Annotated in this window: 14 protein-coding genes; 4 read left to right on the forward strand and 10 right to left on the reverse strand. The window is 63.0% G+C overall.

Going from position 1 to position 17,580, the window contains the following annotated elements:
- Positions 1–28 precede the first annotated feature (28 nt).
- From D3879_RS08525 to D3879_RS08565, 8 genes are all read right to left on the reverse strand, one after another.
- Entirely contained in the window at positions 29–1,354 is a 1,326-nt protein-coding gene (locus tag D3879_RS08525) for a DUF3426 domain-containing protein (RefSeq protein ID WP_119953623.1), read from the reverse strand.
- Between the two features lie 121 nt (positions 1,355–1,475).
- Entirely contained in the window at positions 1,476–2,354 is an 879-nt protein-coding gene (gene prmA / locus D3879_RS08530) for a 50S ribosomal protein L11 methyltransferase (RefSeq protein WP_119953625.1), read from the reverse strand.
- A 160-nt stretch (positions 2,355–2,514) separates the two neighbouring features.
- Positions 2,515–3,864 (reverse strand): acetyl-CoA carboxylase biotin carboxylase subunit, encoded by a 1,350-nt coding sequence (accC, locus tag D3879_RS08535; protein ID WP_119953628.1) that lies wholly within the window; start codon positions 3,862–3,864, stop codon positions 2,515–2,517.
- Between the two features lie 17 nt (positions 3,865–3,881).
- Positions 3,882–4,343: an acetyl-CoA carboxylase biotin carboxyl carrier protein gene (accB, locus tag D3879_RS08540; RefSeq protein ID WP_119953630.1), complete on the reverse strand. Its 462-nt coding sequence runs from the start codon at positions 4,341–4,343 to the stop codon at positions 3,882–3,884.
- Between the two features lie 25 nt (positions 4,344–4,368).
- Positions 4,369–4,812, reverse strand: coding sequence for a type II 3-dehydroquinate dehydratase (gene aroQ / locus D3879_RS08545; protein ID WP_119953632.1), 444 nt, complete (start codon positions 4,810–4,812; stop codon positions 4,369–4,371).
- A 177-nt stretch (positions 4,813–4,989) separates the two neighbouring features.
- Positions 4,990–6,762, reverse strand: a complete 1,773-nt coding sequence (locus D3879_RS08550) for a protein-disulfide reductase DsbD (protein WP_119953634.1) — start codon at positions 6,760–6,762, stop codon at positions 4,990–4,992.
- A 316-nt stretch (positions 6,763–7,078) separates the two neighbouring features.
- Complete coding sequence (locus D3879_RS08560; RefSeq protein WP_119953637.1) at positions 7,079–9,055, reverse strand: methyl-accepting chemotaxis protein; 1,977 nt, start codon at positions 9,053–9,055, stop codon at positions 7,079–7,081.
- Positions 9,056–9,176: 121 nt separating this feature from the next.
- A complete protein-coding gene (locus D3879_RS08565; protein ID WP_119953639.1) occupies positions 9,177–10,784 on the reverse strand; it encodes a diguanylate cyclase in 1,608 nt (535 codons plus the stop codon).
- Positions 10,785–11,114: 330 nt separating this feature from the next.
- Between D3879_RS08565 and D3879_RS08570 the strand changes: the two genes are divergently transcribed.
- From D3879_RS08570 to speA, 4 genes are all read left to right on the forward strand, one after another.
- Positions 11,115–12,188 carry a DUF2333 family protein gene (locus tag D3879_RS08570; protein ID WP_119954929.1) on the forward strand — a complete coding sequence of 358 codons (1,074 nt, stop codon included), beginning with the start codon at positions 11,115–11,117 and terminating at the stop codon, positions 12,186–12,188.
- 3 nt (positions 12,189–12,191) lie between these two features.
- Entirely contained in the window at positions 12,192–12,719 is a 528-nt protein-coding gene (locus tag D3879_RS08575) for an NUDIX hydrolase (RefSeq protein WP_119953640.1), read from the forward strand.
- A 323-nt stretch (positions 12,720–13,042) separates the two neighbouring features.
- Positions 13,043–13,414: a translation initiation factor Sui1 gene (locus tag D3879_RS08580; protein WP_119953642.1), complete on the forward strand. Its 372-nt coding sequence runs from the start codon at positions 13,043–13,045 to the stop codon at positions 13,412–13,414.
- A 127-nt stretch (positions 13,415–13,541) separates the two neighbouring features.
- Positions 13,542–15,455, forward strand: a complete 1,914-nt coding sequence (speA, locus tag D3879_RS08585; RefSeq protein WP_119953644.1) for an arginine decarboxylase — start codon at positions 13,542–13,544, stop codon at positions 15,453–15,455.
- A gap of 128 nt (positions 15,456–15,583) precedes the next feature.
- Here the strand turns inward: speA and D3879_RS08590 are convergent, their stop codons facing one another.
- Complete coding sequence (locus D3879_RS08590) at positions 15,584–16,039, reverse strand: DUF2214 family protein (protein WP_119953647.1); 456 nt, start codon at positions 16,037–16,039, stop codon at positions 15,584–15,586.
- Between the two features lie 88 nt (positions 16,040–16,127).
- Complete coding sequence (locus D3879_RS08595; RefSeq protein ID WP_119953648.1) at positions 16,128–17,471, reverse strand: MATE family efflux transporter; 1,344 nt, start codon at positions 17,469–17,471, stop codon at positions 16,128–16,130.
- Positions 17,472–17,580: the final 109 nt, after the last annotated feature.

The following is a 17,580-nucleotide window of genomic DNA, read 5'->3' on the forward strand; positions in this document are numbered from 1 at the left end:
GAAAATGCCAAAAGCCAGTGCGCGGCGGTTACTCGGGCGAGTGGAAACTCAGGCTGTAATTCACGGCCTTGGTGCCTGGGTCGAGGATGTCGAGGGAAATGTGGATCGGCGTTTGCGGTGGCATTTCGGCCTGACCGGCAAGCTCACCCGCCAGATATTCGCTGGGCTTGAAACGACGACTGGCAAGTAATTGGCCGTTGATATCGGCGAAGCGTATTTCCAGCAAGGGGAAGGGTTGGGCGAAAGATGCGCGGTTGTAGAGAATCGCGTCTACCACCAGGGCGCCAGTGAACTCCGGGTGGCTGCGCACCACCAGGTTGCTGCTCTTGATCAGGCTGATCTCGACCTTGGACGGCAGGCTGCAGCCGAGGCTTGGGCAGAACTGCTCGAACCAGGGGCGGTACTGATCCTGACGCGCCAGTTCGTCGAAATGGTAGGCGATATATTGGCTGGCCAGGGCGACCGCGCCGATCAGGTTCAGCAGACCCCAGCCCAGCCAGCGGCCCCAGGGTTTGCGCCGTTCTTGCCAGTCGAGTTGCAGGGGCTCTTCAGCCAGATTGAATAGCCCGTCGTCACGCAGCCCAGGTTCGCTGCGTCCGGGGTTTTGCAAGGTTCTGACGGAGGCAAAGCTGTTGTCCTGATCGTCATGGTCGTCAGTGGCGGACAAGCTGACATCCGGCTTGTCGCGCTCGGCGCTGAGCTTGAAGTCGTGCTCCAGTTCCTCATCATCGCCCTCATTCGTGGCGTCTGCGTTGTCGCGGGCCAGTGCTGGCTCATCGCTCACCAGGCTGGAAGGTGGTACTTCGGCTGGCGGCGCGGCCACGGGCGGCGGCGCTACTGTCGATGCAAGAGGTGCGGTGGGGGCAGCACTAACCCTGGCCGGGCGTGACGCGGGCTCGTCCTTGAGGAGTGCCTCGGTCCAACTTTCGTCGTGCTGCTCGCGCGCTTTTTCCGGCGCTTTGAGGAGGTTCTCGGCCGATTTCGGGTTGGGCTCCAGGGCGAGAAACTCTTGCGAGAGTTGCAGTTCCTGCTGCTCAAGCTTGGCCAGCTCTTCATCGAGGCTGTCGAGGTCGAGGTCGTCATGAATCCACAGCGTGTCGCTGGCAGCTTTGCCGGGCGGCGTGGCGGGTTGGCTGGCAGGGGTTGCCGGGCGGGGCGGCTGCGCGGTGGTCGGCGGCGGGCTAGCGGCTGCTTTAGCGACGGCCGGTTGTGCGCCGAGAAGCTGTTGCGCGGCATTGAATACATGTAAGCAGGCTCCGCAACGCACTGCGCCATGGGCTGCGCCCAGCTGTGCGCGGCTCACGCGGAAGCTGGTGCGGCAATGGGGGCATTGGGTGACGAAGCTGGCGGTCATGCAGTAATCCGGCGTTCTACGCGAGTAAATCGGAGCGATTAGTCTAACTCAAGGCGGCTGCGGATGGCGCCTCAGAGCCTGTTCATGATCTGCTGCGCGCGCGACGATCTTGAACGGGCTCTCAGCGGCGGCGGCCGGTGATACGTACCCAGCCGTCTTTTTCTGCCGTGGGATCCAGCTCGAAGGCATCGCTGTAGGCCGCGCGCACTTCTTCCGCCTGTTCGGCGAGGATGCCCGATAGTGCCAGGCGCCCATTGGTCTGAACCAGCGAGGTGATTTGCGGGGCTAATTGCACCAGCGGGCCGGCAAGAATGTTGGCGACCACCACTTCGGCAGGTTGTTGTGGCAGATCGGCCGGCAGGTAGAGCGGAAACAATGCCGGATCGATGCCATTGCGCCCGGCGTTGTCGCGTGAAGCTTCCAGTGCTTGCGGGTCGATATCGGTGCCGACCGCCTGTTTGGCGCCCAAGAGCAGTGCGGCGATGGCGAGGATGCCGGAGCCGCAACCAAAATCCAGCACAGTGCACCCTTGCAGGCTTTGGCCGTCCAGCCACTCCAGGCAGAGTGCGGTGGTCGGGTGGGTGCCGGTGCCAAAGGCCAGGCCTGGATCGAGCAGCAGGTTGACGGCGTCCGGTTCCGGCGCGGCATGCCAGCTGGGCACGATCCACAGGCGCTGGCCAAAACGCATGGGCTGGAAGTTGTCCATCCAGCTGCGTTCCCAGTCCTGGTCTTCGATGCGTTCGAACTGGTGCGGCGGCAACGGCGTGCCGGTCAGCAGTTCGAGATGCGCGAGCAGGTTGGCTTCATCGGTGTCGGCTTCGAACAGGGCGAGCAGGTGCGTGTGCGACCAGAGTGGCGTAGTGCCGAGGTCCGGTTCGTAGATCGGCTGGTCTTCGGCGTCCATGAAGGTTACCGACACGGCGCCGACGCCGAGCAGGGCGTCTTCGTAGGTTTCCGCCTGTTCCGGGCTGATGGCGAGACGGACTTGTAACCAGGGCATGACAAACCTCTTGAGCGATGACGCAGCGAGCCGATGACAGGGGCTGGCGCAATTGGCGGGCAAGCTTACTTGAGGGGCGAGCTGGCTTCCACCGCTTCAGGTTAGGCGCAAACGACAAGGGCCGCCCGTGGGCAGCCCTTGTCGTGGTGCGGCATGCAGCTTAGTGCTTATCCATACCCAGTTTCTTTTCCAGGTAATGGATGTTGACACCGCCTTTGCAGAAGCCTTTGTCACGAACCAGATCGCGATGCAGCGGGATGTTGGTTTTGATCCCGTCGACGACGATCTCGTCCAGCGCATTGCGCATGCGCGCCATGGCTTCGTCACGTGTGGCGCCGTAGGTGATCAGTTTGCCGATCAACGAGTCGTAGTTCGGCGGCACGGTGTAACCGCTGTACAGGTGCGAGTCGACGCGCACGCCATTACCGCCCGGCGCGTGGAAGTGCTTGACCTTGCCGGGGCTCGGCATAAAGGACGAAGGGTCTTCCGCGTTGATCCGGCATTCCAGCGCGTGGCCACGGATCACTACATCTTCCTGCTTGATCGACAGCTTGTTGCCAGCGGCGATGCTGAGCATTTCCTTGACGATGTCGATGCCGGTGACCATCTCCGACACCGGATGCTCCACCTGCACGCGGGTGTTCATCTCGATGAAATAGAAATGGCCGTTCTCGTAGAGGAACTCGAAGGTGCCGGCGCCGCGGTAACCGATCTCGATGCAGGCACGCACGCAACGATCCAGCACTTCGGCCCGGGCCTTCTCGTCGATGCCCGGGGCTGGCGCTTCTTCCAGAACCTTCTGATGGCGGCGTTGCAGCGAGCAGTCGCGGTCACCCAGGTGGATAGCGTTGCCCTGACCGTCAGACAGCACCTGCACTTCCACATGGCGAGGGTTGGTGAGGAACTTTTCCAGATAGACCATCGGGTTGCCGAAGTATGCGCCGGCTTCGGTGCGCGTCAGCTGGGCCGACTTGATCAGCTCTTCCTCGTCCTGCACCACGCGCATGCCACGACCACCGCCGCCGCCAGCGGCCTTGATGATCACCGGGTAGCCGACTTCACGGCCAATCGCCAGAGCGGTTTCTTCGTCTTCCGGCAGCGGGCCGTCGGAGCCCGGTACGGTCGGCACGCCGGCTTTCTTCATGGCATCTTTGGCCGAGACCTTATCGCCCATCAGGCGAATGGTCTCGGCTTTCGGGCCGATGAAGGCGAAGCCGGATTTCTCGACCTGTTCGGCAAAGTCGGCGTTTTCCGCGAGGAAGCCATAGCCCGGGTGGATCGCCGTGGCGCCGGTGACTTCCGCCGCCGCGATGATTGCCGGGATATGCAGGTAGGATTGGGCGGCGGATGCCGGGCCAATGCACACCGTTTCGTCGGCCAGGCCCAGGTGCATCAACTCGCGGTCGGCGGTGGAGTACACCGCCACGGTCTTGATGCCCAGTTCCTTGCAGGCGCGGAGGATGCGCAGGGCGATCTCGCCGCGGTTGGCGATCAGAACTTTTTCCAACATCGCAGGCTCTCCGCGGTTCAAACGATGGTGAACAGCGGCTGGTCGTATTCCACCGGCTGGCCGTTCTCCACCAAGATGGATTCGATAACGCCGCTGGTTTCAGCTTCGATGTGGTTCATCATCTTCATCGCTTCGACGATGCAGAGGATGTCGCCTTTCTTCACGCTCTGGCCGATCTCGACGAAGGCCGGCGCGGTCGGCGCGGGGGTACGGTAGAAGGTGCCGACCATCGGCGAGCGCACCACGTTGCCGTTCAGCTTGGCGGCGGCCGGAGCGGCTGCTTCGGCGGCTGGCGCTGCAGCGACGGCAGCAGCAATTGGTGCCGGGACCGGGGCGGCATACATTTGCGGCGCGGCAAACTGTGGTTGTTTGCCATGGCGGCTGATCCGTACGGACTCTTCGCCCTCGCGGATCTCAAGTTCGTCGATACCGGACTCTTCCAGCAGCTCGATCAGTTTCTTAACTTTACGAATATCCATTAAGCGGCAACTCCCAAGGGTAAGGTCAGGGGCGTTCAAGTTGTTCCAGGGCAGCCTCCAGGGCCAGCCGGTAACCGCTGGCGCCAAGGCCGCAGATCACTCCCACGGCAACGTCGGAAAAGTAGGAGTGATGGCGGAAAGGTTCGCGTTTGTGCACGTTGGACAGGTGCACTTCGATGAATGGGATGCTCACCGCCAGCAACGCGTCACGTAATGCGACGCTGGTATGTGTAAATGCCGCCGGATTGATCAGGATGAAGTCCACCCCTTCGCCCGGTGCGGCGTGGATGCGGTCGATCAGTTCGTACTCGGCATTGCTTTGCAGATAGAGCAGGTGGTGGCCGGCTTCACGGGCGCGGCGCTCCAGATCAAGGTTGATCTGCTCGAGAGTGACGGCACCATAGACGCCGGGTTCGCGAGTGCCCAGCAAGTTCAGATTGGGACCGTGCAGCACCAGTAATGTGGCCATGTGGTTGTCTTCCTTCTTTTCACGCTGCGCAGGACTATGCCGCAGAGTGGTAAAGGCTGTCTAGTTGTCAGCAGTAGCCGACACGATGCCCGCTGTTTGCGGCAAATGTATGACACTCTGCGTTAAAGCCTGTTTTCAACGCAGCTTGGCCAGGTGCAGCAGATATTGAACAGATTCTTAGCGGGTGCTGGCTTTGCGCAGCCGTTCGGCAAAGTTGCCCGCATCGATCTCACCTACGACACGTAAATCCGCCCATTCGTCACCTTGGGGCGAAAAAAACAGAATCGCTGGTGGGCCGAACAGTTGGTAGCGATCGAGCAGGGCTCGTTGTTCGGGGGTGCTCGCGGTCATGTCGAAGCGAATCAGCCGGTAGCCGGCAAGTTGGCGGACGACTTCCGGCGCGGTCAGCACCTCGCGTTCGATCACTTTGCAGCTGATGCACCAGTCGGCGTACCAGTCGAGCAGCAGCGGTTGGTTGGCGGCTTTGGCGGCGGCGAGGGCAGTGTCCAGTTCGCTTTGGGTGTTCAGGGTTTGCCAGCTGCCGCTGACTACCGAACTGCTCGTGCTGGCTGTGCTGTCGGTCAGCGATGGGCGGCCGAGCGGGCGTAGCGGGTCGGATTCGCCTCGCAGAGCGCCGACCCAGGCGCTTAGGGCGTAAGCCAGCAGAGCCAGGCCAGCCAATTGGGCTAAGCGCTGACGGGGCGACTTATAGCTGAACTCCAAGGCCCCGAGGAACAAGGCTACGCCGCCGGCCAGCAGCCCCCAGAGCGCCAGCCCCCAGGCGCCGGGTAGCACGCGTTCAAGCAGCCAGACCGCCACCGCCAGCAACAACACACCGAAGGCGTTGCGCACGATGATCATCCAGGTGCCGCTCTTCGGTAGCAGGGCGGCACCGCCAGTAGCGAATAGCAGCAGCGGTGCACCCATGCCGAGGCCTAGGGCGAACAGCTTGAGCCCGCCGCCGAGGGCATCGCCGCTGGCGCTGATATACAGCAGCGCGCCGGCCAATGGCGCGGAAACACAGGGTGAAACCAGCAGGCTGGAAACCACCCCGAGCAGCGCCGCACCCCACAGCGAACCGCCGCGGGCGTTGCCGGCCAGGCGGTCCAGAGGCTCGCTGAGTAAACGCGGCAGGCGCAGCTCGAAGACCCCGAACATGGCCAGGGCGAACACGCCGAAGAACAACGCGAAGGGCACCAGTACCCAGGCCGATTGCAGGCGCGCCTGCAGATTCAGTTCGGCGCCGAATACGCCCATCAGTGCGCCGAGCAGGGCGAAGCAGGCGGCCATCGGCAGCACGTAGGCGAGTGACAGACTCAAGCCGCGCAGGCCGCCGATCTGCCCACGCAGCACGACCCCGGAAAGGATCGGCAGCATCGGCAGCACGCAGGGGGTGAAGGTCAGGCCGAGTCCGGCGAGGAAGAACAGCGCCAGTTCGTGCCACCTCCAGCCGCTCTGGCCTAGAGGTGGCGTGGTGGTGGCAGCCGCTACCTCGCCGACGTCCAGGCGTTCGGTTTCCGGTGGGTAGCACAGACCCTTATCCGCGCAGCCTTGATAAGTCACCTGCAGGCTAAAGGGCAGTTGGTTTGGATTTTTTAGCGGCAGTTCGACATCGAGTACGCCGTAATACACCTCGACATCGCCAAAGTAGGCGTCGGTCTTCTGTTGGCCGGTGGGCAGCTGAGCCACGCCGTTGGCGATATCCGTGGGCTCGAGCCGAAATTGGAAGCGGTGGCGGTAGAGGTAATAGCCCTCGGCGGCGACAAAGCGCAGCTTGACCGATTGCGCGCTGCTTTCCACCAGGCTCAAGCGGAAGGCTTCGCGCACCGGCAGGAAGTCCGCACTGTTATTCAGCGGCGCACCGAGCACCGGGCTTGGGCGGTTGTCGAAAAAGCCCGCGCTGGCAGGCAGGGCGAGCAACAGCAGGATCAGGCTGAGCAGGCGGCGCATGGAGGTCTCGCAAGTCGAAGATGGCGCAATGATAACGGAAAGCCGGCTGCTGCGACCGAGACACCGGGACGCTGGCGCGAGCACCGATGAGAGCGGCATCGCTGCGTGCGGGTTCCGGCTGCTGGGCGTGACATGGGGTCGCAGTCTTGGGTTTGCGCAAGAGGCTTGGGGGGTATCCCCGCTCGACCGGATGCTTTTCACCAGGCAGCAGAGACTTTGCTGAGTGTAGGAGCGAATTTATTCGCGATGGGGCAGCACCGAGTCGCTCTTGTTCGCGGATCAATCCGCTCCTACAGTCGGGCAGTCATTTCGGGGGTTACAGGCGAAACGCCTGCACGGCCGTATGCAACTGGCCGCCCAGCTCCAGCAACTGTTCGCCCTGGCTGCGCCCGTGGCCGATGCGCAGGAGGTTATCGCCGCCGAGTTGGTGGATGCGCTCGCTATGACCGCGGATTTCGCTGACGGCACCGCTTTGCTGGGCGGTGGCATCGGCAATACGTTCGGCCATGCTGGCGATGGTGCGGATCGCCGCGACGATTTCGTCCAGCGCACCGTCGGCGGCCTGGGCCTGACTGGCGGTGGCTTCGGCATGCTCGACCTGGCTGCGCATGGCTTCTAGCGACTGCCTTGCCGCCTGTTGCAGGCGGGCGATCAACTGCTGGATCTCACCGGTGGCACCGGCGGTGCGTTGAGCCAGGGAGCGCACTTCCTCGGCCACCACGGCAAAGCCGCGGCCGGTTTCGCCGGCGCGGGCCGCCTCAATGGCGGCGTTCAGGGCGAGTAGATTGGTTTGCTCGGCGATGGCGCGGATCACCGTCAGCACGCTGCCGATGGTCGCCGACTCCTCCGCCAGGCGCTCGATCGCCTGGGCATTGCCCTGCACCTCGCCAACCAACGCGTGTAGCCCGGTCAAACTTTGGCCGATCACGCTTTGCCCGTGTTCCAGTGCCCGGCCCGCTTCGCGGCTGGCGTCGGCGGCGTGGCTGGCATCGCCGGCGACCTGTTGGATGGTCGACTCCAGATCGCCCAGCGCGTCGCGGATTTGTTCGGTGTCGCCGGCTTGACGCTCGGCGCCGCTGTGCAGGCCGCTGCTCAGTTCGGCCAGGGTACGACTGCTGCCGGCGACCTGTTCGGCATGTAAGCGGATGGTGCCGACCAGGTCGACCAGATAGGCGCGCAGACGGTTGAGTGATTCTTCGATGTCGCGCAGTTCGCGGGTGCGCGCGTCCAGGCGGATGTCTGCGCCGAAGTCGCCCTCGGCCCAGGCTGAGAGTGCCGGTGCCAGGCGGCTGAGCACTTGGCTGAGGCGGCGCTGGATGGTGTCGATGGTCAGCGCGATCAGCAGAATCAGGCCGATCATCAGGCCCTGAAGCAGCCGAACCTCGCCTTGAATGCGCCCGTGTTCGGCACGCACGGCCGGGGCCAAGGCGGCCAGGGCTTGCTGCGCGGCGCTGACTTTGGCACGGGTGGTGTTGGCCAGTTCGGCGCGGCGCTGGATCAGTTCGCGGGTGCGCGCGAGTTCCGCCGGGTAGCGCTTCAGCAGGCTGGCGAAGTCGCGTTTGAGGGCAATGCCGCGATCTTCCGCCTGCCGACTGTTGTTAGGACTGAGGCTGTCACTGGCCAGGCCCATCAGCGCGGCAAAGTCATCGGCGCCCGAGTTGGTGCTTTCGGCAACGCCTAGCAGCGGCAGCGTTTCCAGGCTTTCGGCTTGGCGATTTAGGGCGCCGAGTTCGCGTTCGATATCCGCGGCCAGTTCGTCGCGGCCGCTGCTGATTAGCTTGCCGCGGGCATGGCTGAGGCGGGTAAGGTGCTGGGCCGCGCGCAGCAGCGGGGCGTGGTAGTCGGCGGCGGCGCTGTTGGCGCTGGCCTCGACATACTCTGCCAGTTGCTCAAGGGCGCCGCTCATCTCGCGTTCGGCTTGCAGTAAGAGGCCCTGGGGGTCGCCGGCTAGTTTGCCGGCGGCGAGCAGCTCGTTGGCGCTAAAGGCACGCAGCTCGCCGAGGCTCGGGCGCAGGTTGTCGGCGAGCTGCGCCGGCAGTTCGTCGAGTGCCTGTTGCAGGCTGTCGATGGCTTGGCTGGCACGGCTATGCCGTAGCGCGTCGCCGCTGGCGAGGTAGTCCTGGATATTGCCCGCGACGTCGGTCTGGAACTGTTGCGACAGGCTCAGGTAGCGCTCCATCAGTAGATAGGGGCGTTCCAGGGCGCGCTGCGACCACCAGAGGGTCGCGCCCAGGGCCAGGCAAACGGCAACCAGTAGCAGGGTATTGAGGTTGGTAAGTAGCTTCAGGCGCATGCGAGGCTCGACCGGCGGTGGGACGGTAAGTCTCGGAATTTATTGCGCTTTCATTGCAAGGTGATGACAGCGTGAGGGGCGTCACGGTTTGCCCGGGACGCCACTGCTGAGTCGGCGCGGCCTAATCGGCGAAGATTTCCACGCGGTTGCGGCCGCCATGCTTGGCAACATACAAGGCCTCATCGGCCTGTTTCGACAGGGTATTGATATCCATGCCTTCGTGCAGTTGGGCGATGCCACAGCTAAAAGTGCACGACAGATCCTTTGGCTGTGCCGGGTAGTGGATTTCGGCGAAGCGTCGGCGAATTTCGTCGAGCACCTTGCGCGCGGTGCTGGCATCGGTGTCCGGCAACACCACGGCGAACTCTTCGCCGCCGTAACGGCCGATATGGTCGGTTTTGCGCAGGCGCTGCTTGAGAAACAGCGCCAGGCTCTTGATTACCCGATCGCCCATCGGGTGACCGTAGGTGTCGTTGACCTTTTTGAAGTGGTCGATATCGAGCATGGCGAAGGTCAGCGGCTGGCTTTCGCGGCGTGCGCGAAAGCTCGTGTCTTCCAGCAGTTGGAGGATATGGGTGTGGTTGTACAAGCCGGTCAGGCTGTCGCGCACCATCCGTGCTTTCAGGTTGCGCGCACGGCCTGCGCGGTTGCGCACGGTAGCGATCAGATGGCGCGGTTTGATCGGCTTGGTGAGGAAGTCGTCGCCGCCTTCGCTCATCGCGTCGAGTTGCTTGTCCAGATCGTCTTCGGCCGACAGGTAGATGATCGGCACGCTGACGTAGCGGTCGTTATGGCGGATCACCTTGGCCAGTTCGGTGCCGTTGCACTCCGGCATATACATATCGAGGATGATCAGGTCCGGCTGGAACTCGGCCAGTGCGGCCATCGCCTGGATCGGATCGACCAGCGTGTGGGTGACGATGCCGGCGCTGTTGAGTACGCGCTCGGTATGCGTGGCCTGGGCGCGGGAGTCGTCGATGATCAGCACGCGGTAGGGTTCGTACTGGGCTACATGGGTGAGGACTTCGATCCGTTCCAGCAGGCTGGAGGCGTCCAGGCTGCCGGTGAAGAGTTCTTGGCCTCCGGCGCGCACGGCCGCCAGCCGGGTCGGGGTATCGGTGTCTTCGTGGCTAAAGAACAGCAGCGGCAACTTCTGCTCCAGGCCTTGCTGGATTTCGGCCGCTAGTTGCAGGCCAAGCCCTGTGCCTGCGAAGTCGATTTCCATGAGGATGGCGGCCGGATGACGCTCGAGCATGGCGGCGCGAAAGGCATTGGTATTGTCGAACGGCTGGGCGATCAGGCCGAAGAACTCCATCTGCTGGGCCAGACGCCCGGCACGCTCACGATCCTGCAAGGCCAGGTAGACCGGCTTGCGCAGCGGCGGCAGGAAGGTTTGTTCGAACTGGTCGCCATGCCGCAGGCCGGTACGCGACAGGCGCTGCATCAGTTGGTTGAGTTCGGTGATCAGGCTGCTGGTCAGGCGCCCGCGGTTGGCGGTGCTGGCCTCCAGGCAATTGGCGATGCCTTGTGCCAGTTGCGCGTGTTCGGCTTGCTCGAAGCGTTCGGCATACCGCAGCAGCCGCAGATTGGCTTCGGCCAGCTCCGCATCGCTCCATTCGCTTTGCTGTAGCCGTTGCCAGACTTCCAGCACTTGCCGCGCCTGGTGGATAACCCGTTGGGCAAAGTGGTGTTTGAGGCGGTCGCGATTGGGGTCTTCTTGCTCGGTCATGGACTGACTTCTTCTTATTTTGTAGCGCCGCAGGGTAGCCTGAATGATGGCTCTATGCTACCACTGGTCTTTAGGTACGCCAGTACCGCCGATCATTTGTGGCCAACCTTCGATCTGCTGCTGGGCGGTTAGTTCGTTTACCTGCCGCGGTATCCGTAGGCTGCGCAGAGCCGTTTTTGGCGAAACCCAGCCTACGTCCTGCGCCGACTATAAGTTTGCGCTGTCGGCGCTGCGCATCGACTAGCGCTTCCCTTATAGTGCGTGGCAGGACGGCAACCCTAGTGGGGGTTGTGGTCGAACACCTGAATTCGATGATTGAAGGACATGGCCATGCTGAACTGGAAGAACCGCGCGGGCAGCTTGCGCGACAGTGTCGACGACTCGGTGGATGACGTGCGCAGCTACCTTGGTGGCCTCTGGCTCAGCCGGGCGCTGGGTTCGCTGGTGGGCCTCTATCTGCTCGTGGCGCTGGTGGTCGGCTGGTATTGGAGCCAGGAGCCTGAGCTGTTCCCGGTGCAACAGAATGCTCAAGCGGCCGCCGAGAAGGCGCACCGCCAGTTGGTCAACGGTTACACCACGGTGGAAACCTTGAAACAGGTCGTCGGCACCCTGCTCGACAAGCCGGGCGGCTACCTGTCCAACGACATCGCCCCGCCGGGCTTGTGGCTGGACAATATGCCGAGCTGGGAATACGGCGTGCTGGTGCAGGTGCGTGACCTATCGCGGGCGCTACGCAAAGACTTCGCCCGCTCGCAAACGCAATCCACCGAAGACCCGGATCTGGCCAAGGCCGAGCCGCGTTTCAACTTCGATAATAAAAGCTGGGCACTGCCGGAGAGCGAGGCGGAATACCGCGAAGGGATCAAGTCGCTGGATCGTTACCTGGCGCGTCTGGCTGACCCGAGCCAGCCGAATGCGCAGTTCTATACCCGTGCCGACAACCTGAATAATTGGCTGGGCGATACCGCCACGCGTTTGGGCTCTTTGTCCCAGCGCTTGTCCGCCAGCGTCGGCCAGGTCCGCCTGAGTGCTGGGCTGAAGGACAACGCCGCGCTGGTCGCCGCCGGTGAGGGGGCGACAGCCGGTGAAACCACCTATGAAACGCCATGGCTGCAGATCGACAACGTGTTCTATGAGGCGCGCGGCCAGGCCTGGGCGTTGTCACACTTGCTGCGGGCGATAGAGGTGGACTTCGCCGACGTGTTGGCGAAAAAGAACGCCGCCGTCAGCGTGCAGCAGATCATCCGCGAGCTGGAGGCCTCGCAGGAGCCGCTGTGGAGCCCGATGATCCTCAATGGCAGCGGTTATGGGGTGCTGGCGAACCACTCGCTGGTGATGGCCAACTACATCTCGCGGGCCAACGCCGCGATCATCGACCTGCGTCAGTTGCTGAGCCAGGGCTGATCGATGGCTTTTTCACCCAGAGAGGCGGCCCACCGGGCAGCCTCCGACGCAGAACGGATCGCCTGGGTCGATGAGGTCGATCAACTCCTTGGTGGCATGCCGCGGTTAGCCCTGCGCGAGCGCGGGCTGATCGGCCGCGGCACCTTTATCCTGTTGTTCAACTCGGCCGGTGAGCTCTGCGTGCATCGGCGCACGCTGAGCAAGGCGCTGTACCCCGGTTATTGGGATGTGGCCGCTGGCGGTATGGTGCTGGAGGGCGAGAGTTACGCCGAGTCCGCGGCCCGTGAGCTGGAAGAAGAGCTGGGGATTGCTGGAGTGCCCTTGCGCGAGCACGAGCATTTCTTCTTCGATCAGCCGGACAACCGTCTCTGGTGCGCGGTGTTTTCCGCCGTCTCCGATGCGCCGTTACGGCTGCAACCGGAAGAGGTACTGGAAGCCCGCTTCATGCCGATCGAGGCCGCGCTGGCCGAGGCGCAAGACAAACCTTTCTGCCCCGACTCCCTGGCTGCTCTGAAGCGCTATCTGGCATAGGCTGGAATACGGCGAAGCCTTTCCCAGCGTATACCGAGGTGTTTGCTCATCAGGCGGATGGAAGAGTGTCATCCACCCTACGTCGTTAGGTGAAAACCGGTCAGGTCGCTAATCCGCCGAATAATGGCGCAATTTCGCTATTAGCATTGGTGGTTTTTGCCGTTACACTGCGCGGCCTTTTCAAGCCAGAGCCTCCCGGCTCAGGTGCGCTGCCCCTGCCAGAGTGGGGCTTCGCGGCTGACAACCGTCAGCCAGTCGCTTTCAGGTCTATTTCAATGATCAACTGCTGAGATAGCCCTTCTGACCCCTATGAGGATAGCCCGGTGGTCAAGAAAGCTTCGTCCTTTGCCGCCCTTGGCGGTTTGGTGTTTTCCACCGATGCAGGCCGGCATTGCCCGGACTGCAGCCAGCCGGTGGATGCCTGTATCTGCAAGCAGAGTGTCATCCCCGCCGGGGATGGGATCGCCCGTGTGCGTCGCGAAACCAAAGGTCGCGGCGGCAAAACGGTGACCACCGTGAGCGGTGTGCCGCTGGCCGAAGAACCGCTCAAGGAGCTGGCCAGCCAGCTCAAGCGGCGCTGCGGCTGCGGTGGTTCGCTGAAGGACGGGGTCATCGAGATTCAGGGCGACCACGTGCAACTGCTGCTGGATGAACTGATCAAACACGGCTTCAAAGCGAAGAAATCTGGCGGCTAGCCCGGCACTTTCTAAACTTCTGCTTTGGGGCGTCGGTCAATACCTCAGCAATCGTCATTTCCAATGCTTATTCTGCTTCGATCCGCCGTGGTCGGAGCTTTTGATTTCTTGATAGAAGGGGACCTCGATGTCCGTACGACGCACACGTAAAGATGACGGCAGCCAGTGGACCGTAGCGGACAGCCGTAGCGTCTATGGCATTCGCCATTGGGGCGCCGGCTATTTCGCGATTAACGACGCAGGTCGAGTTGAATCGCGCCCGAGTGGCCCGCACAGCGCGCCGATTGACCTGTTCGCCCAGATCGAAGAGCTGCGTAGCAGTGGCTTGTCGCTGCCGTTGCTGGTGCGCTTCCCGGACATTCTGCAAGACCGCGTGCGTCAGCTGACCGGTGCCTTCGACGCCAATATCGCCCGTCTCGAGTACCAGAGCCGCTACACCGCGCTGTACCCGATCAAGGTCAACCAGCAAGAAGCGGTGGTGGAAAACATCATCGCCACGCAGGACGTTTCCATCGGCCTGGAGGCCGGCTCCAAGCCCGAACTGCTGGCCGTGCTGGCGCTGGCGCCGAAGGGCGGCACCATCGTCTGCAATGGCTACAAGGACCGTGAGTTCATCCGCCTGGCGCTGATGGGGCAGAAGCTCGGCCACAACGTCTTTATCGTCATCGAGAAAGAATCCGAGGTGCAGTTGGTGATCGAGGAGGCGGCCGAGTTGAAGGTCGCTCCACAAGTCGGCCTGCGCGTGCGCTTGTCTTCCCTGGCCTCGAGCAAGTGGGCCGATACCGGTGGCGAGAAGTCCAAGTTCGGCCTGTCGGCGGCGCAGCTGTTGTCGGTGGTCGAGCGTTTTCGCAAGGCGGGCCTGGATCAAGGCATCCGTCTGCTGCACTTCCACATGGGGTCGCAGATCGCCAACCTCGCCGATTACCAGCACGGTTTCAAAGAAGCCATCCGTTACTACGGCGAGCTGCGTGGTCTGGGCCTGCCGGTCGACCATATCGACGTTGGCGGTGGCCTGGGCGTCGACTACGACGGCACCCACTCGCGTAATGCCAGCTCGATCAACTACGACATGGACGACTACGCCGGCGTGGTGGTGGGCATGTTGAAGGAGTTCTGCGACGCCCAGGAGCTGCCGCACCCGCATATCTTCTCCGAGAGTGGCCGTTCGCTGACCGCGCACCACGCGATGCTGGTGGTGCAGGTGACCGACGTCGAGAAGCACAACGACGATGTGCCGGTCATCGACGACAAGGAAAGCCTGCCGGAAACCGTGCAATGGCTGGTCGACCTGCTCGGCCCGACCGATCTCGAGATGGTCACCGAAACCTACTGGCGCGCCACCCACTACATGAGTGACGTCGCCAGTCAGTACGCCGACGGCAAGATCAGCCTGACCCAGAAGGCGCTGGCCGAGCAGTGCTATTTCGCCGTCTGCCGCCGTCTGCACAACTCGCTGAAGGCCCGCCAGCGTTCCCATCGTCAGGTGCTGGATGAGCTGAACGACAAGCTCGCCGACAAATACATCTGCAACTTCTCGGTGTTCCAGAGCCTGCCCGATACCTGGGCCATCGGCCAGGTGCTGCCGATCCTGCCGCTGCACCGTCTCGACGAAGAACCGCTACGCCGCGCGGTGCTGCAAGACCTGACCTGCGATTCCGACGGCAAGATCAAGCAGTACGTCGACGAGCAGAGCATCGAAACCAGCCTGCCGGTCCACGAAGTACGCGAGGGCGAAGACTATCTGCTGGGCATCTTCCTGGTCGGCGCCTACCAGGAAATCCTCGGCGACATGCACAATCTGTTCGGTGACACCGATTCGGTGAACATCTACCAGAACCCGGACGGCAGCGTGTACCACGCCGGGATCGAAACCCACGACACCATCGAGGACATGCTGCGTTACGTGCATTTATCGCCGGAAGAATTGATGACCCATTACCGCGACAAGGTCGCCAGCGCCAAGATCAGCGCCCGCGAACGCACGCAGTTTCTCGACGCTTTGCGTCTGGGCCTGACCCGTTCGTCGTACCTGTCGTCCTGAGGTTGTCTGCGTCTAGAAGCCCGGCCCAGGTCGGGCTTTTTTATGCGCAAGACGGGTAGGGCTGCCTCGCAGGTTGGTGCTGAGGGCAGTGATACCCAACAAGGAGTCGCCTAGCGATTCCCTATGTATCAGCCGATCACCCCATAACCGCGCGCCATCAGCGCCGCCAGCAGCGGCATGATCAACAGCAACAGCAGTTCCAGGCGAATGCTCATGATCGTCAACTTGGCTTGCCGTGGGCTGATTTGCGGAACTTGGCCGGCCTTCAGCGCATTGCGCCAGTTGAGGAAGGTGAAAGTTGGCAGGACCGAGACCAGCGCAATTAACAGAAACAACCCCAGCTTGGCGTGGAACAGGCTGTTATGCAGGTAATAGGTTGCGCCTTTGCCGTACCAGATGACTCGCGCCGCGCCGGTGGCCAGCACCAGGCCGGCCGTCAGGCCGTAGGCGATATCCACACGGGTCAGACTGCGCGCCCGCTCCAGATCCAGCGGCAGCTTGAACAGCCGATGCTCCAGCACCAGCAGGGCGAACAGCAGAAAGATCGACAGGTAATGCAGGTATGCGGCGATGGCTTCGGCCATGGGGATTCCTTTCAGGTCGTCACGGGGCTGGTGTTATTTATCAGGTGTAAGCGCTGTTAGCGGCGTACTCGACGGCTTGCTAACTCCTTCAAGCGTGGGCCGCTCTAAGCCAAGCATCGTTATAGCTCAGGCGCCAGGCGATCGCGCCGAGGCACAGCCCGCGCAGCAGCATAAAGCACAGAAACGCCAGCCACAGGCCGTGATTGCCCAGGCTTTGCAGGCTCCAGGCGAGTGGTATGGCCAGCAGTACGCTGAGCAGCATGGCGTTGCGCATTTCCCGCGCACGGGTGGCGCCAATGAACAGGCCGTCGAGCACATAGCTCCACACCGCAATCAGCGGCAACAGCGCGAGGTAGGGCAGGTAGATCTGGGCGATGGCGCGCACCGCGGGAATGTCGCTTTGTAGCTGGACAAACAATGGGCCGGCGAGCAGGAAGAACAGCGCAAAACCCAGGCTGGCCAACAGCGACCAGCCGCCGGCCACCACCAGGGAACGACGCAGAGCGGTGCGGTCACGGGCGCCAATCGCATGGCCGCACAGCGCTTCTACGGCATGCGCCAGGCCATCGAGGGCGTGCGCGGTGAGCAGCAAACCGTTGAGCAGCAGGGCATTGGCCGCGACAGTTGCGTCCCCCAGGCGAGTGCCCTGTACGGTGACCAGAAAGAACACCAGCTCCAGCGCCAGGGTGCGGATAAAGATGTCGCGGTTCACCGCCAGCAACGGTCGCCAGTTCAGCCAGCGGCGCAGCGCGGCCCAGTCGACTTGGCCCGGATACTTGAGCAGCGCCTTGCGCGTCAGCGCCAAGCCGAGCAGGGCGCCGCTCCATTCGGCCAGCACCGAGGCGCGCGCGGCACCGACCACGCCCCAGTCCAGGCCAAGGACGAACCACAGAGCCAGCAGCACATTGATCAGGTTGGTGGTCAGCAAAATCGCCAGCGGCGCACGGGCGTTCTGCGTGCCGAGAAACCAGCCGACCAGCGCGTAGTTGGCCAACGCGGCAGGCAGGCCGAACAGGCGGGTGGCGAGAAAGTCGCGGGTCAGTTGATTCAGCTCCGCCGACGGCTGCATCAGGCCCAAGGCGACGCCGCTCAAGGGCACGGCGAGTAACCCCAGCAGCAGCGCCAGGCCCAGCGCCAGCAGCAGGCCTTGGCAAAGGATCTGCCGCAGCGCGCCGCCATCCCCACGCCCGGCGGCCTGGGCGGCGAAGCCGGTGCTGCCCATGCGCAGGAACCCCATGGCCCAGACCAGCAAGGTGTACAGGCTACCGCCGACCGCCACCGCCGCCAGTTGATAGGCATGCGGCAGATGGCCGACCACGGCGCTGTCGACCAACGCCACCAGCGGCACCGAGAGGTTGGATAGAATCATCGGCGCGGCCAGCGCCCAGACTCGTCGGTGGGTCGGTGAGTGTTGCCAGGCGTCGCGCAGCATAAGGTCGCTCCAGAGGACGCAGCATTATAGGGGCCGCAGGTTGCCGTGTGCGTGGCGATGCGGGGCCTGTGGGCCGTTTCGTTGGTGGATAGAAGAGCGTTATCCACCC

Origin of the sequence: Pseudomonas cavernicola (assembly GCF_003596405.1) — a bacterium.
GTDB classification, from domain to species: domain Bacteria; phylum Pseudomonadota; class Gammaproteobacteria; order Pseudomonadales; family Pseudomonadaceae; genus Aquipseudomonas; species Aquipseudomonas cavernicola.

What these genes read in the sequence shown, in the direction of transcription:
- speA (WP_119953644.1), top strand. Translation starts at nt 13,542, where the DNA reads ATGTCCGTACGACGCACACGTAAAGATGACGGCAGCCAGTGGACCGTA.
- accB (WP_119953630.1), bottom strand. Translation starts at nt 4,343, where the DNA reads ATGGATATTCGTAAAGTTAAGAAACTGATCGAGCTGCTGGAAGAGTCC.
- aroQ (WP_119953632.1), bottom strand. Translation starts at nt 4,812, where the DNA reads ATGGCCACATTACTGGTGCTGCACGGTCCCAATCTGAACTTGCTGGGC.
- D3879_RS08560 (WP_119953637.1), bottom strand. Translation starts at nt 9,055, where the DNA reads ATGCGCCTGAAGCTACTTACCAACCTCAATACCCTGCTACTGGTTGCC.
- D3879_RS08595 (WP_119953648.1), bottom strand. Translation starts at nt 17,471, where the DNA reads ATGCTGCGCGACGCCTGGCAACACTCACCGACCCACCGACGAGTCTGG.
- D3879_RS08575 (WP_119953640.1), top strand. Translation starts at nt 12,192, where the DNA reads ATGGCTTTTTCACCCAGAGAGGCGGCCCACCGGGCAGCCTCCGACGCA.
- prmA (WP_119953625.1), bottom strand. Translation starts at nt 2,354, where the DNA reads ATGCCCTGGTTACAAGTCCGTCTCGCCATCAGCCCGGAACAGGCGGAA.
- D3879_RS08565 (WP_119953639.1), bottom strand. Translation starts at nt 10,784, where the DNA reads ATGACCGAGCAAGAAGACCCCAATCGCGACCGCCTCAAACACCACTTT.
- D3879_RS08525 (WP_119953623.1), bottom strand. Translation starts at nt 1,354, where the DNA reads ATGACCGCCAGCTTCGTCACCCAATGCCCCCATTGCCGCACCAGCTTC.
- D3879_RS08550 (WP_119953634.1), bottom strand. Translation starts at nt 6,762, where the DNA reads ATGCGCCGCCTGCTCAGCCTGATCCTGCTGTTGCTCGCCCTGCCTGCC.
- D3879_RS08590 (WP_119953647.1), bottom strand. Translation starts at nt 16,039, where the DNA reads ATGGCCGAAGCCATCGCCGCATACCTGCATTACCTGTCGATCTTTCTG.
- accC (WP_119953628.1), bottom strand. Translation starts at nt 3,864, where the DNA reads ATGTTGGAAAAAGTTCTGATCGCCAACCGCGGCGAGATCGCCCTGCGC.
- D3879_RS08570 (WP_119954929.1), top strand. Translation starts at nt 11,115, where the DNA reads ATGCTGAACTGGAAGAACCGCGCGGGCAGCTTGCGCGACAGTGTCGAC.